The 14438-nt window shown below is 30.1% G+C and carries 14 protein-coding genes; 5 read left to right on the forward strand and 9 right to left on the reverse strand.

Going from position 1 to position 14438, the window contains the following annotated elements; translation table 11 throughout:
• Positions 1–79 precede the first annotated feature (79 nt).
• The 3 genes from ACSIGC_RS14785 (at position 80) to ACSIGC_RS14795 (ending at position 3800) form a co-directional block, all read left to right on the forward strand.
• A complete protein-coding gene (locus ACSIGC_RS14785) occupies positions 80–1126 on the forward strand; it encodes a helix-turn-helix domain-containing protein (RefSeq protein ID WP_442265552.1) in 1047 nt (348 codons plus the stop codon).
• Positions 1127–1219: 93 nt separating this feature from the next.
• The gene (locus tag ACSIGC_RS14790; RefSeq protein ID WP_442265553.1) at positions 1220–1645 is read left to right on the forward strand and encodes a nuclear transport factor 2 family protein; all 426 of its coding nucleotides are present in this window, start codon (positions 1220–1222) and stop codon (positions 1643–1645) included.
• A 1-nt stretch (position 1646) separates the two neighbouring features.
• A complete protein-coding gene (locus ACSIGC_RS14795) occupies positions 1647–3800 on the forward strand; it encodes a DUF5916 domain-containing protein (RefSeq protein ID WP_442265554.1) in 2154 nt (717 codons plus the stop codon).
• Positions 3801–3867: 67 nt separating this feature from the next.
• Here the strand turns inward: ACSIGC_RS14795 and ACSIGC_RS14800 are convergent, their stop codons facing one another.
• From ACSIGC_RS14800 to ACSIGC_RS14835, 8 genes are all read right to left on the reverse strand, one after another.
• Positions 3868–5505, reverse strand: coding sequence for a pyruvate dehydrogenase complex dihydrolipoamide acetyltransferase (locus ACSIGC_RS14800; RefSeq protein WP_442265555.1), 1638 nt, complete (start codon positions 5503–5505; stop codon positions 3868–3870).
• A 25-nt stretch (positions 5506–5530) separates the two neighbouring features.
• On the reverse strand, positions 5531–6520 hold the full coding sequence (pdhA, locus tag ACSIGC_RS14805; RefSeq protein WP_442265556.1) for a pyruvate dehydrogenase (acetyl-transferring) E1 component subunit alpha: 990 nt from the start codon (positions 6518–6520) through the stop codon (positions 5531–5533).
• Between the two features lie 113 nt (positions 6521–6633).
• A complete protein-coding gene (locus tag ACSIGC_RS14810) occupies positions 6634–7302 on the reverse strand; it encodes a hypothetical protein (protein WP_442265557.1) in 669 nt (222 codons plus the stop codon).
• 65 nt (positions 7303–7367) lie between these two features.
• Entirely contained in the window at positions 7368–8036 is a 669-nt protein-coding gene (locus ACSIGC_RS14815; protein ID WP_442265558.1) for a M15 family metallopeptidase, read from the reverse strand.
• A gap of 96 nt (positions 8037–8132) precedes the next feature.
• Positions 8133–8663 (reverse strand): nuclear transport factor 2 family protein, encoded by a 531-nt coding sequence (locus ACSIGC_RS14820; RefSeq protein ID WP_442265559.1) that lies wholly within the window; start codon positions 8661–8663, stop codon positions 8133–8135.
• Between the two features lie 30 nt (positions 8664–8693).
• Positions 8694–10685, reverse strand: a complete 1992-nt coding sequence (locus tag ACSIGC_RS14825) for a PspC domain-containing protein (protein ID WP_442265560.1) — start codon at positions 10683–10685, stop codon at positions 8694–8696.
• Positions 10678–11022 (reverse strand): PadR family transcriptional regulator, encoded by a 345-nt coding sequence (locus ACSIGC_RS14830; RefSeq protein ID WP_095073895.1) that lies wholly within the window; start codon positions 11020–11022, stop codon positions 10678–10680. Before ACSIGC_RS14830 ends, ACSIGC_RS14825 begins: the two co-directional genes overlap by 8 nt.
• Before the next feature lie 12 nt (positions 11023–11034).
• Complete coding sequence (locus ACSIGC_RS14835; protein ID WP_442265561.1) at positions 11035–11469, reverse strand: DUF4870 domain-containing protein; 435 nt, start codon at positions 11467–11469, stop codon at positions 11035–11037.
• A 163-nt stretch (positions 11470–11632) separates the two neighbouring features.
• Between ACSIGC_RS14835 and ACSIGC_RS14840 the strand changes: the two genes are divergently transcribed.
• Together ACSIGC_RS14840 and ACSIGC_RS14845 are read left to right on the forward strand one after the other, a co-directional pair.
• Positions 11633–12088, forward strand: a complete 456-nt coding sequence (locus ACSIGC_RS14840) for a DUF4442 domain-containing protein (protein ID WP_442265562.1) — start codon at positions 11633–11635, stop codon at positions 12086–12088.
• Positions 12089–12131: 43 nt separating this feature from the next.
• Positions 12132–12935: a TIGR00266 family protein gene (locus ACSIGC_RS14845; protein WP_299675455.1), complete on the forward strand. Its 804-nt coding sequence runs from the start codon at positions 12132–12134 to the stop codon at positions 12933–12935.
• Positions 12936–12993: 58 nt separating this feature from the next.
• Here ACSIGC_RS14845 and ACSIGC_RS14850 read toward each other — a convergent pair whose 3' ends face one another.
• Positions 12994–14385: a TlpA family protein disulfide reductase gene (locus ACSIGC_RS14850; RefSeq protein ID WP_442265563.1), complete on the reverse strand. Its 1392-nt coding sequence runs from the start codon at positions 14383–14385 to the stop codon at positions 12994–12996.
• Positions 14386–14438 lie beyond the last annotated feature (53 nt).

A 14438-nucleotide genomic window follows, 5' to 3' on the forward strand; every position in this document is an offset into this window, starting at 1 on the left:
TAAAAAAATAAAGCCTTTATAGTAAATAGAAATAATTAGAATCATTTTTTATTTTAGTCAAAAATTTTGTTTAAAGATTATGTTTAATAACCCAATACTGTTTTTTATTTGTGGCTTAGGAGTATTTAATGGTTTTCTTGTGGCTTTTTACTTTCTTTTTTTTAATAAAGAAAAAAGAACACAGAATTTGTTATTTGGGTTGTTAGTACTGTTTCTTAGTATTAGAATTGGTAAATCGTTATATGTGATTTTCACACCAAAGGAAGAACGAAATATTACCTTATTACAGATAGGGTTATCTGCATGTTTTTTAATAGGAGTTAGCCTTTTTTACTATACAAAATCATCGTTGGAAAATAGAAAAGAGTTTCCCTTAAAGTGGAAATTAAACTTCGTTTTTTTAACTTCAGTAATTATTATTTTAGGCTTCAATTATCCTTACGAAAACGCTCAGAAACTATGGAGTATGTATATTGTATATTTCATTTATGCTGTCTGGGGGATTTATGTGTTAGCTACAGGTTTTATTCTAAAAGATACATTTAAAAAGCTATTTAAAAAATCTGAAGATTGTACCACTTCCGAACTTTGGTTAATCTGGGTTTATGTAGCTAATTTGTTGATTTTTGTAGCTTACTTAATAGGTATGTTTTATCTGTATTTAATTGGTACAATTACATTTTCGATTGTTTTTTATGTATTGCTGATTTTCTTTTTATCAAAGAAAAATAGAGAAGAAATTTTTAAAAATATTCCAGAGAAATATGCGTCAAAGAAAATTATAGAGACAGAAGCTAAAGGTTTGTTAGAAGAGTTAAATGAGTTAATTATTACTCAAGCTTTGTATAAAGATACTAATGTGAAAATCTCAGATGTAGCAAAAGGAATCAATATTACACCGCATAAACTATCGCAATTATTAAATGATAACTTAGGGAAAAGTTTTGCGGCTTATATGAATGAGTATAGAATTGAAGAAGCTAAAAAGTTACTGCAAGAACGAACAGAATTGACACTTGAGGCGATAGGGTTTGAAGCCGGATTTTCTTCTAAATCAAATTTTTACGCAACCTTTAAAAAAGTAGTTGGACTAACACCATTGCAATTTCAAAAACAGTTTTTATAGTCTAATTTTATAATTCTGGACACCTGAATTATAAAAAATCATTTTATTAAAAAAGTCTTTCAAGAGTTTTGAATCAAATTTAAATTCAAAATTATGAAACGAACTTTATTAGTATGTGCATTTATTTTATCACAAGTTTTATCAGGTCAATCAGAGTTTGGTAATCTAGAAAAAACACTTCAAAATTATATCAAAGGAAGCTCGTATAACGAATTAGATATTTTAAAAAGTGCTTTTGCTGAAAATGCAACATTATACTTAACAACAAGAGACGGATTCAAAAGATTTACTCCTGAAGAATATGCTGGTTTTTTCAAGAATCGTAAGAAAGGAGAATTTAACGGTCGTGTAGGGAAAGTATTATCAATTGATATTATAAAAGATATTGCTATTGCAAAGGTTGAAATTGCTGGCCCAGATAGGAAGTGGGTTTACATAGATTTATTCTTGTTGAAAAAAGTTAACGAGAACTGGCAAATTATTAGTAAAACGGCTACAAAAGTAAACGACAGTAAGTAGCATGAAAATAATTAAAGTTGCTGTTCTTTTTCTTGTCTGTCTAGTTGGTTATGCTCAAAATTCGTCAATCCCATTTAAAGCTGTTGCTATTGAGATAGATGGAAAGTTGAATGAAGAGGTTTGGAAAACTATTCCAACGCATACAAATTTTCATAACCTTTTACCGACTGATGAAGGTTTAGCTAAAAATCAAACAGAAGTTAAAATATATCATGATGGCGAATTTCTATATATAGGAGCTGTATATCACGATACCACTTCTAAACAACAAGTAAGTTCTTTAAAAAGAGATGTTTCTATAGGTATAAGTGATGCTTTTGTAATGGTTTTAGATACACAACATCAACAACAAAACGGAAATTTATTTGCTGTTAATACTTATGGAACCCAAGTCGATGCTTTGGTTGAGAGAAATGAAACTGGTTATGGTTTAAATTTTAGTTGGAATGCAGTTTGGAGAACTAAAACATCGGTTATTGGAAATGATAAAGTTTATGAAATTGCTATTCCTTTCAAAGCTCTAAATTTTGATAAAGAGAATACAACATTTGGAGTGCAATTTTATGTAAGAGATATAAAAAACAATTCATGGACGATACTTACTGATTTAAGTAGAAATTATCCAACATTTGATTTACGTTTTACGAGAGCATTTACTTTGGAAAAAGTACCCGAAACGATTCGTTCTCGATTTGCAGTTTCTCCTTCTATAACTTTGAATTATCAGAATGTTGATAGTGATGAAGAAACTATGTTTAGGCCGAGTTTAGATGTACAATATAATCTGTCTTCTTCCTTAAAGTTAGACGCTACAATCAATCCAGATTTTTCTCAGATAGATGTAGATCAACAAGTGACTAATCTATCTCGTTTTTCAGTTTTTTTTCCAGAACGAAGAAACTTCTTTTTAGAGAACGCAGATTTATTTTCAAATCTAGGAACTTCAGATGTGAATCCGTTTTATTCTAGAAAAATAGGAGCTGAGAATGAAATTCAATTCGGATTAAAATTATCTGGAAACATAGCTCAAAAAACTAGAGTAGGAGTAATGAATGTTCAAACAGATAAGAATGAGAATATTAATGCTCAAAATTATACAGTATTGGTTGGAGAGCAACAAGTATTAAAACAATTATCTGCGACAGCTTTTTTAATAAATAGGCAAGAGACAGATGCGTTTAATTTTGTTGATGATTACAATCGCGTAACAGGAGTTAATTTAAATTTTAAATCTGATAATAAAAAATGGATTGGATTAGCGAATATGGCGATGAGTTTTAATAATGATATTTCAGGAGAAAATAAATTTTTTAATCTTGGTATAGATTATAACGACAGAGGATTACAAGGTGGTTTTTCTATAAAAAATGTTCAAGATAATTATCTAACTGATGTAGGTTTTACACCAAGATTGTTTACTTACGATGCGATAAATGATTTGCTAGTTAGAGAAGGTTATTATCAAGCTTCAAGTAGTTTGCAATACACTAAGTTTTATGATAAATCTAAAAATTTAAATTCTATTCGATATGTAAATTATGTCAACGATACTTATTTTGATATAGATGGAAGTTTAAATCAAATGAGTCATTTTTTGAATTCAGCTGTATTTTTTAAAGATTTTTCAGCAGTATATTATGTGTTGAATTATGATGATATTGATTTGAAATATGGTTTTGATATTCTTGGAAATGGTAATGCAATCTCACCTGATAATTATCAAAACTGGAATGTGAAAGTTGGATACAACTCAGCAAATAATCAACAATTTCGTTATCGAGTAAATATTCAAAAAGGAAAATTTTATGGAGGAGATAAAATTTCAGGAGGAGTATATCTAAATTATCAATTGCTTCCTTTTGCTAATTTAGAATTATCACATGATGTGAATTCTATTGATTTACATGACTTAGGAAAAGAAGTATTTCATTTAAATCGATTCACTGGTCAGATTTTTTTCAATAATCGTTTGAATTGGACGACTTATGTTCAGTATAATAATCAACGAAATAACTTTAATGTGAATAGTAGATTACAATGGGAATACAAACCATTAAGTTATGTTTATTTGGTTGTTACCGATAACTTTGATGATAATTTTAATCGAACGAATTGGGGAGTTGCATTCAAAATGAATTATCGATTTGATTTTTAATTAATATTAGAAACAAAAAAACTCGAAGAATTTTCTTCGAGTTTTTTTATTTATGTTTAAAAACAAGTTACACTAACATGGTAACAGGGTTTTCAATAAACGTTTTTAATGTCTGTAAGAATTGAGCTCCAACAGCACCATCAACAGTTCTGTGATCACAAGCTAAAGTTAACATCATTGTGTTACCCACAACAATTTGTCCGTCTTTAACTACTGGTTTTTGAACAATAGCTCCAACAGATAAAATCGCTGAGTTTGGTTGATTAATGATTGAAGTAAAGCTCTCAATTCCGAACATACCTAAGTTAGATACTGTAAACGTACTACCTTGCATTTCGTTTGGCTTAATTTTTTTACTTCTAGCCTTTCCTGCTAAATCTTTAACGCTTGCTCCAATTTGAGTTAATGTTAAAGCATCTGTGTGTTTCACTACAGGTACAACTAAACCTTCATCTACAGCAACTGCAACACCAACATGAATATGACTATGGTATTTCGTTACATTTTCTTCCCAAGAAGTATTTACTTGAGGGTGTTTTCTTAATGCCATTGCACATGCTTTAACTACCATATCATTGAATGATACTTTTACATCTGGAATAGCATTTATAGTTTTACGAGAAGCGATTGCGTTATCCATATCTACTTCAATATTTAAGTAGAAGTGAGGAGCAGAGAATTTAGAATTACCTAAACTTCTAGCAATAGCTTTACGCATTTGAGAGTTCTTAACATCTTCTGTCTTTTCTTCACCAGCGATAGCAAAACTCGTGACTTGAGGCGCTGCTGATGGAGTAGAACTAGTAACGACTGGTTGAGGTGCTGCAGAAGGAGTGTAGTTTTCTACATCTTTCTTTACAATTCTACCATTTTCACCAGAACCTTTTACATCTGCTAAATTGATGCCTTTATCCTTAGCTATTTTTTTCGCTAAAGGAGAAGCAAAAATTCTACCTCCAGTACTCGTGTTTGTATTTTCTACAGCTTTTGGAGCATTTGAAGTAGTTTCTGAAACAGGCTTACTTTCCTCTTTTTTGTCTTCTGTACTGGGAGTAGTTGTAACAACTCCTCCATTTTTATGAGCTTCAATGACAGTAGATACATCAGTACCTTCATTTCCGATAATAGCTAAAAGACTATCTACAGGAGCACTGTTGCCTTCTTCTATACCAATATATAATAAAGTACCTTCATAGAAAGACTCAAATTCCATTGTAGCTTTATCAGTCTCGATTTCAGCTAAAATATCACCTTCTTCAACTTTATCACCTACACTTTTTAACCAAGATGCTACAGTACCTTCTACCATAGTATCACTTAATCGAGGCATAGTAACAACCTGAACTCCTTCAGGAATTGCAGTTGAATTATTGTTGGTACTAGCAGTTTCTTCTTTTTTGGGAGCTTCTTTAGCTTCCTCAACTTTAGGAGTTGAGTTTCCGTTTAATAAAGTAGAAATGTCTTCACCTTCTTCTCCGATAATTGCTAATAAAGTGTCTACAGGAGCGCTGTCTCCTTCTTGAACTCCAATATGTAATAAAGTTCCTTCATGGAAAGACTCAAATTCCATTGTAGCTTTATCAGTTTCAATTTCAGCAAGAATATCTCCTTCTTCGATTTTATCACCAACTTTTTTTAACCAAGAAGCTACTACTCCTTCTTCCATTGTGTCGCTTAAGCGAGGCATATTTACGATTGTTGCCATTTGTACTTAGTTTTGTTGGTTATTATTATTTAATGAAAGGGTAGTCTTCTTGTTCGTAAACTACATCGTGTAAAATATTAAGTTCTGGGAATGGAGATTCTTCAGCGAATTTTTCACATTCTTTCACCATTTCTTTTACTTCTTTATTTATAGCATCGATTTCTTCATCGGTAGCATACTTCTTTTCTTTAATGATGTCTAATACTTGTGTAATAGGATCAATTTTGCGATACTCTTCAACTTCTTCTTTTGTACGATAGTGTTGAGCATCTGACATAGAGTGACCTCTATATCTATATGTTTTCATTTCTAAGAAAGTAGGACCTTCGCCTTTTCTTGCTCTTTGGATAGCTTCATCAACTGCCTCAGCAACTTTAACAGGATTCATTCCATCAACTGGTCCACAAGGCATTTCGTAACCTAAACCTAATTTCCAAATATCTTCATGATTTGCTGTTCTTTCAACAGAAGTTCCCATTGCATAACCGTTATTTTCACAAATAAAGATTACTGGCAATTTCCAGTTCATTGCCATATTGAAAGTCTCGTGTAACGAACCTTGACGAGCAGCTCCATCACCAAAATAACATAAAGTAACCGCGTCACTATTGTGGTATTTATCTCCAAATGCAATTCCAGCACCTAAAGGAATTTGTCCACCTACAATTCCATGACCTCCGTAAAACCTAAATTCTTTAGAAAAAATATGCATAGAACCACCTAAACCTTGAGATGTTCCTGTAGCTTTTCCATATAACTCAGCCATTACTCTTTTTGGATCTACACCCATTCCAATAGGTTGAACATGATTACGATAAGCGGTAATCATTTTGTCTTTAGTTAAATCCATCGCATGTAAAGCTCCAGCTAAAACTGCTTCTTGCCCATTGTATAAGTGTAAAAAACCTCTTACTTTTTGTTGGATGTATACAGCTGCTAATTTATCTTCAAATTTTCTCCAAAATAGCATGTCTTTATACCAATCAAGATAGGTTTCTTTAGTTATTTTTTTCATTCTGAATGTTGTTTGTTTCTAGTTGCTTAATATAAATGCAAGAACAAAAATAACTGTTTTTTGTAGAATAAAAAACGCAATAAGTAGGATTTATCTCAAACGTTATCGAAGAATTATTTACTTTTAGCTACAACAAGGGTGCCTTTTGCACCTGTTGCTAGATTCCATTCATTAGAAGAAAGTACCATTCCTGCATCATTTAAAACTTTAAAAGCAGCTGTGTTTGGTCCAGAAGACCCTTGATTAAGAGCTACTATTTTAATTTTATTAACGCCTTCTTCTAAAGGAATTTTGAAAGATTGAAAGCTTTGTTTTAAAGTTAAATTTGTTATAACTGGAATATCGTTAATATAAATACTAACTCTGTCTCCATCAGGGTATTGATGGTCTCTACAGATAATATTAATTGTTTTTGAATTGGTAGTAATACTTCCTAAATCTTGATCGATTACAGGATAACTAAATTGACCATTTATTCTTTGGAAGTTTTTTAAATATCTTTCTTCAGCTATTTTAGCTTTGGTTAAAATCCCTTTGTTTTTTAGATCTTCTTCAGCTTTTTCTCTTTTTTTCTTTTTTTGTAATTCGTCATTAGCTTTTTTAAATCCATCATTATTACCGAAACCTAAAGATTTTGGTTTGGTTATTTTTTTTGCAGGAGCTGCAACAATTCCAATAGATGTGCCTTTTTTTGTACCGCTAGTACTTCCGTCAACTTGAGCTAAAGCATGAAATGAATTAGTCAATAAAGAAAAAATAAAAATGTTTAATAGTAATCGCATAATAAACAAGTTATTGCAAAGATAGTGCCGATTTGCTGAATATAGTCGATAAGAAATGTTAATTCTTACTTAATAGGGAAGTCAAAATAAGTTTTAGGGAAAGGTTCATTACGCAAAGTAAAATGCCACCATTCATATGAGTAAGGTTTAAATCCATTAGCTAACATAATATTACGTAGTAACATCCTGTTTTCTTTCTGTTTTTTAGTAATGTTTTTATAAAAAACATGAGAAACTTTTCCGAAAAAATCATAAGGTCCGCCCATATCTAGTTCTTTATTAGTTTTTAAATTAATAATAGTTAAATCTATAGAACTTCCTCTGGAATGACCAGATCTACTTGAAATATAACCTAATTTAAAAAGATTACGTTTGTTTAATTTTGGATAGAATTGTTGTTTGGTTAATGTATCTTTTGGAATTCTTGCCCATCTGCCAAAATGATTTACTGCACGTTGTGGTCTGTAAGCATCAAAAATTTTTAAACTAAGTCCTTTTTTTATAAGTTGATCTTGGGCTTTTTTTAATGCAAGTGCGGCTTTTGTAGAGGTGATTAAAACAGGTTCTTCATATCCGTTTATTGATGTTCCTACAAAGTTATTTGTGTAACAATAGCGTAACTCTTGTTGGATGCTAGGAGCAATATCCTTTATGTATGAAAATCCTTTAGGTAGTTTTTGAGCAAAAAGAATTAAAGTTGTCCAGTAAAAAAAGAATGTGAAAATTTTCTTCATGTAGTAAAATTAAGAAAAGAAACAAAAAAGCCAAAGCTCTAAAGAGCTTTGGCAAAGTAAACCAAGTATTAGTTTAGAAGTTAGCTAACCGATAAACTAATTTTGTACAGGAAGATGATTATAGCTTAAAACTCGTTTCAGCTTCCATATGTTGTTATTTAGAATCCATACATGTGTGAATAATGCAGATCCTGTAGGCGTGAGTTTGTTATTCTTTCTTATATGAAATGTATGTTTGCCTTTTTGAATGGCACCATATATTTTTCCATTTTTTGTTAAAGGATACACCTTTAAACTATTATCAACTAATTTTCTTATTGGCTTTTCGTTTTTGTTTGCACAAATATTTTTTTGAACAGACTTGAAAAAATCTTCTCGATTTTCAATACCACCTAAATCATGATAAAATTCAAAATCTTGGTCGATAATATCATCTAACTTTTGTAACTCACATTTGTTAAATGTACGTTCGAAAATTATACTGTCTTTACTTTTTAAAGTTTTAAATAGTTCCGAGTTCTGATCAACTTGTCCATTTACAAACAAAGCTGATAACAGAGACCAAATTAATAAAACTATTTTCCAAAATAGGTCTCCTTTAAAGAAAAAGTCGAAAAGTTCTTTCATAGTTAGTTGTTTTTTGAGTTAGCTTTTTAATTACCAGATTTTAAATGCTAAAATTCCTTCATTTTCATCATAATTTCTAAGGAAACCTTTAGGAATGTTTGATAAAGTTCCATTTGTAATTTTTAATTCACCTCTATGTCCATCGTTACAATCTATTTTTAAGGTGATTCTCTTAATTTTATCTTCTGAGTCAAATAGAGGATCGTAAATGTCTATATCAATATTCTTTTTGTCTTTAAACCAGTTGATTAAACGATTTAATTGTTTTTCCGTAGTTTGTTTACTAATGATGAACTCTGCTTTTGTATCGTTAATTGTGCTATCGAATAAAAAAGTTAATTCATCATCGTTATTGTCGTCATTATTTTCGTCGTTGTCATCTTTAAAACGAGAAGGAGCATCTTCCTGGTTTGTAGATTCACAATCTGTACACTCTAAACCATTAGTAGTCATTTTAAAATAATGATTTCCCATATCTCTATCATATATATCTTGAGTGTTTTCTATGTCGTATAAAAATTTTTTTGAAGATTTTTCAAAGAAAAGAGTAGTGCCTTCAGGAATAAAAAGCGTTAAGTATACTTCTTCTCTCTTCCAAATATTTTTATAGTCAGATAAGAAATAAGCGTCAAAAACAATTTTGTTATTCTCTAAATCAAACTTATAAATAATGTTTTCTGCATTCTTTATGGCTAATCTCTTTTTTCTTCCTTCAGATTCTTTTTTAATTTCAATGTAAGCTTCATTTGTTTCACTCTTTTCAACATCAATTTTAATGTTGTTAGAGTATTTCATTTTTTTATCATCAACATAAACTTCTTTAGAATTTCTTCTTCTTTCTAAATTATGTAAGTAGTAAATATCATTATCATTTTGAACTCCTATTTTTAAAGGAGAAGTAGCGTTATATTGAATGTTCTTTTTACTAGCTTTAATTCCTGTTCTTGCTCTTGAAGTTGCATATTCTATTCCCGAAAATCCAACAATAAGTAATGCGGCTAACCAAATACCGAATAAGCTTAATGAAGTAGTTGTGTTAATTCTTTTAATGTTAGGAGAAAGAATTCTTAACCCTAAAATTAATAGTGCGAAAAATGGAACAGCTACAACGATTAAACCGAAGACCGTTAATAACCATTTAGGAAAAACTGAATCATAAAAGAACGGAGGAGCATCTACAAAATCACCTTCAAACCCTAATATTTCCAAACTACTTACAGAAAATAGAGCAAATAATAACGAAACTAGAGTTATACTAGAAACAAATACAAGTAAAGCACCAATGAACTTTCCAAAAATTTTAAAAAGTGAGGATAGAATTTTTCCTACAGTATCTAGAAAATCCTGCAGACCAGATTTGGTGTTAGTGCGTAATTTCTCATAATCAGCACTAGAAATCTTGTCTGTGAGCTCATTGGCACCATCTTTTAGCTTCGTAGAGAGGAATTCAAACTCGTTACGAATTTTTTTTTCAATGCTATCGATATTCACAGGCTCGCCTTCCATCTGTAATTTCTCACTTGTTGTTTTAGCTTCAGGTAATAAAACCCATAATAAAATGTAAGCTAAAACTCCAACTCCAGTTGTTACTGCTGCAAGAATAAATGCTAAACGAATCCAAATGATATCAACATTTACATAATGTGCGATACCAGAGGCTACACCGCCTAAAAATTTACTATCACCGTCTCTAAATAATTTCTTATTAGTGTTTCTTTTTCTAGTGTATGTGTAGTTTTCGTTATAAGACTCTTCTGCTTCCGTGTAATCTTCAGGTTGCCCCATTATAGCGATGATTTCATCAATATCACCTTCATTAACTACTTGTCTTGCATCAGTAATTCTTTCTGATAATAATTCGCTTATTCTAGCTTCAATATCTGCTATAATTTCATTTTTTCCTTGAGGATCATCGCTTAACGATTTGGATATGGCATCCAAATAGCGTTTTAATTTTTGGTAGGCATTTTCATCTATATGGAAGAAGAATCCACCTAAGTTTATATTGATAGTCTTATTCATCTGATGTTGATTTTGTACTTGTTACTTGATTTACTGCATTTACTAAATTATTCCACGTTTTATCGAGTTCCTTTAAGAACATATTACCATTTTCGGTTAATACATAATATTTTCTTGGAGGTCCAGATGTAGATTCTTCCCATCTGTACGATAAAAGTCCAGCGTTCTTAAGCCTTGTTAGTAGCGGATAAATTGTACCTTCTACTACTATCATTTCTGCACTTTTTAATGTTTCTAAGATTTCTGAAGTGTATGCGTCTCCTTTTTGTAAAATGGAAAGTATACAATACTCCAAAACTCCCTTTCGCATCTGTGCTTTTGTATTTTCTATCTTCATTAATAAGGGATGTTATTTTATAAATTTTATAATAAATGGATACTTGTAATGTTCTCCATTATTTGCTTTCATTGAAGCTATAATTACCAAAGCAATTTTAATAAGTGACACAATTCCTACGATAGAGAAAATTCCAAAGAAACTGAAAAAATCACCATTAAAGCTAATTTGATTACCAAAATCTATATGATCGAATCTATCTAATATTCTAAAAATGTTTCTTATGAAAAACGTGAAAAAAGAAGCACTTAGAATAAAAATATATAGACCAAAACTAATATTAAAATTTACAGCTTCTTTACCATGTTCATCTAAAAACTGACTTCTATCTTTTTGTGCTTGCCACAAAATAAGAGGAGTAATAATACTTCCTAAAGGAAATAAATATCCTGCGAAAGATGAAATGTGTATCAAAAAAGCATTAGTGTTTTCGTTCTGATTTTTCATAATAAAATGATTTATATAATACTTTACATTGCAAATATATGTCTAAAAAAAGGTATTATGCAATACATAGTACTGTAATTTAACGTATTTTAACATTTTTTAAGTGGTTTTATGATAATAATTAAGAAATAAAAAGACTTAAATTGCGATTAAATACATTTTTATGAAGTTTACACCTAGAAAAATTAATCTTTACTTATTATATAAATTACCTTCTGCTTTTATTACAGGTATACGAGTAAAAACAATATCTGATAAAAATGCAGTTATCACAGTAAAACATAAATGGATTAATCAAAACCCATTTAAATCTATGTTTTGGGCAGTACAAGGAATGGCAGCTGAATTTTCAACAGGTATTTTAATGGTAAAAAGTATTAAAGATTCTGGTGAGCGTATTTCTATGTTGGTAACTAATATGAATGCAACTTTTACTAAAAAAGCGACTGGTAGAATTATATTCGAGTGCAACCAAGGAGAATTAATTCAGAAGAAAATACAAGAAGCTATTGAAACTAAAGAAGGGCAAACTATAATTTTAACTTCAGAAGGATTTAATGAAAATGGGGTTTCTGTATCTAAATTTGATTTTGAATGGAGTATTAAAGTAAAATCGTAACAAATAGAAATATTTTTAGTCTAATCAAATAAAAATAGAATTTATGTTTTTAAAAAATGCTCACGAAATAGATTATCGCATTTTTGGTGAGGAAATGCAATTTGTAGAAATAGAACTTGATCCAGAAGAAGGAGTAGTGGCAGAAAGCGGAAGTTTTATGATGATGGATTCAGGAATTAAAATGAACACTATTTTTGGAGATGGATCAAATCAAGAAAAAGGTTTGTTGGGAAAAATTTTCTCTGCAGGTAAAAGAATATTAACAGGAGAAAGTTTGTTTATGACTGTTTTTACTAATGAAGGTCATGGAAAAAAACAAGTATCATTTGCTTCGCCTTATCCAGGAAAAATCATTCCTATTGACTTAACTCAGTTTGGAGGTAAGTTTATCTGTCAGAAAGATTCGTTTTTATGTGCAGCTAAAGGAGTTTCTATTGGTATAGAATTTTCGAAAAAATTAGGAAGAGGTCTGTTTGGTGGAGAAGGTTTTATTATGCAAAAGATGGAAGGTGATGGTTTAGGTTTTATACATGCAGGTGGGACTATGGCAAAAAAAGAATTGCAACCTGGGGAAGTTTTAAAAGTAGATACAGGTTGTATTGTTGGTTTTACACAGAATGTAGATTATGATATAGAATTTGTAGGTGGAATTAAAAACACAATTTTTGGAGGAGAAGGTTTGTTCTTTGCAACATTAAGAGGTCCGGGTACAGTTTATATTCAATCTTTACCTTTTAGTAGATTAGCAGGAAGGGTTCTTTCTTCTATTCCTGGTGGAGGAAAGAGTAAGGGAGAAGGAAGTATTTTAGGAGGAATTGGAGATTTATTAGATGGAGATAATTATTAGAAGTAAAAAGAAATAAATTAAAAAAGGTATAAACTTAGTTTATACCTTTTTTAATTTATTATTTAACGCTTAACTTATTGAGTAAGTCTTCTAATTTATTCCCTTCACTTGGTCTAGGAGCGTTAGCTGTTACTATTTTTCCATCTGGATCAATTAAGATAAATCGAGGTAATCCTTTAATCAAATAATCACTTGTAAACTTAAAGTCTTCTTTAGTTTCACCAGCAAATAGTTGCATTCCTCCAAGTTCTCTATCTTTTATAATAGATTCCCATTTCTTTTTGTCTTCTTTTTTGTCAACACTAATACTGATAAATTCAATGTTTTTACCATGGTATTTTTGCTCTAATCTTTTTAAAAGTGGAATTTCTCTTTTACAGATACCACACCAAGTGGCCCAAATATCAATGTATTTATATTTTCCGTTACCAATTAAATCATCCAGAGAAGTTGTTCCTCCGTTATAGTTAACTAAATTTTCAAACTTAGGTGAAATCTCTCCTTTAGCAGTAAGTTTTAGCTTGTTGTATATTTTGGTAATTTCCTTTTTGTTTTCTTCGTTAGTAGAGTAAAGCATATACTTTTTATAATACTCATTTAAATTATCAACTCTATAGATAATTTCTTTTGCAGCATTATGTAGCAAGTCATTTTTTACTAAAGTATCAAAAACTTCAACATGTATAGTTTCTAGGAAAGCTAAATTGAAATCTCTTTTTTTAGATTTTCTCTCATTTGCTTTTTTTTCTAAAAGTTCTTTTACAAGTAAACGATATGATAAAGAATTTATATAATCCTCATTTTTATTGATGTCTATTTCTTCTACCAATTCAGAAGGAAAATATTCTGAAACAACAAATTTGTTATTACCATAAAGCATTCTATGATAAGGTTGGTAATTTTTAATGTTGCGAACAAATTCGTAGTGAATATTTCTTTTTTCTTTAATGAAATATTCTTTAGGTAATTTAGAGCTTAAGGCTAAATCATCCAAAGCAGATTTATATTTATCCATCTTACTTAGAAATTCATTCTCATCTAAAGAGAATAATTTTTCTGCACTCCCAAGAATAAAGCTGTGCTTTTTTATTTTCTTAGTTAAGTAGTTGTTTATGCTTTCATTTTTGCCATTAAATATAGGGTCTTTTAATCGCATTTTAGCGTCTATAACCAAGTCTAGATCATCAAAACTAGATAGATACATATTGACGATTCTCTGATTTATTTGAAGTTTGTAATGACCAGGTTTTATATTTCTCAAGGTGTCAGAGAAACTATTGGATTTTTTGTGAAAACGAATGCTTTTATTATAGTTATAACCAGAAAGTTTGATTTTTCTTTTTTTGAAGTTTTCTACTTTACCAGATAATATTAAATAATCTTTTGTTTTCTGTTCTTTACAGCTTATAAATGTGATAACTATACCTAATAGGTAATGTTTGATTTTCATGCTATTTTGATTTTAATAAGTTGGTTTGGAGGTGAGACAAAAAAAAGAGTTAT

Origin of the sequence: Tenacibaculum aquaeponti, assembly GCF_052084715.1 — a bacterium.
GTDB lineage: Bacteria > Bacteroidota > Bacteroidia > Flavobacteriales > Flavobacteriaceae > Polaribacter.

Bases quoted from the DNA above. Each gene is read 5' to 3' on its own strand.
- ACSIGC_RS14825 (WP_442265560.1), bottom strand. From the start codon at position 10,685: ATGAATAAGACTATCAATATAAACTTAGGTGGATTCTTCTTCCATATA.
- ACSIGC_RS14850 (WP_442265563.1), bottom strand. From the start codon at position 14,385: ATGAAAATCAAACATTACCTATTAGGTATAGTTATCACATTTATAAGC.
- ACSIGC_RS14795 (WP_442265554.1), top strand. From the start codon at position 1,647: ATGAAAATAATTAAAGTTGCTGTTCTTTTTCTTGTCTGTCTAGTTGGT.
- ACSIGC_RS14810 (WP_442265557.1), bottom strand. From the start codon at position 7,302: ATGCGATTACTATTAAACATTTTTATTTTTTCTTTATTGACTAATTCA.
- pdhA (WP_442265556.1), bottom strand. From the start codon at position 6,520: ATGAAAAAAATAACTAAAGAAACCTATCTTGATTGGTATAAAGACATG.
- ACSIGC_RS14830 (WP_095073895.1), bottom strand. From the start codon at position 11,022: ATGAAGATAGAAAATACAAAAGCACAGATGCGAAAGGGAGTTTTGGAG.
- ACSIGC_RS14840 (WP_442265562.1), top strand. From the start codon at position 11,633: ATGAAGTTTACACCTAGAAAAATTAATCTTTACTTATTATATAAATTA.
- ACSIGC_RS14800 (WP_442265555.1), bottom strand. From the start codon at position 5,505: ATGGCAACAATCGTAAATATGCCTCGCTTAAGCGACACAATGGAAGAA.
- ACSIGC_RS14790 (WP_442265553.1), top strand. From the start codon at position 1,220: ATGAAACGAACTTTATTAGTATGTGCATTTATTTTATCACAAGTTTTA.
- ACSIGC_RS14845 (WP_299675455.1), top strand. From the start codon at position 12,132: ATGTTTTTAAAAAATGCTCACGAAATAGATTATCGCATTTTTGGTGAG.
- ACSIGC_RS14835 (WP_442265561.1), bottom strand. From the start codon at position 11,469: ATGAAAAATCAGAACGAAAACACTAATGCTTTTTTGATACACATTTCA.
- ACSIGC_RS14815 (WP_442265558.1), bottom strand. From the start codon at position 8,036: ATGAAGAAAATTTTCACATTCTTTTTTTACTGGACAACTTTAATTCTT.
- ACSIGC_RS14785 (WP_442265552.1), top strand. From the start codon at position 80: ATGTTTAATAACCCAATACTGTTTTTTATTTGTGGCTTAGGAGTATTT.
- ACSIGC_RS14820 (WP_442265559.1), bottom strand. From the start codon at position 8,663: ATGAAAGAACTTTTCGACTTTTTCTTTAAAGGAGACCTATTTTGGAAA.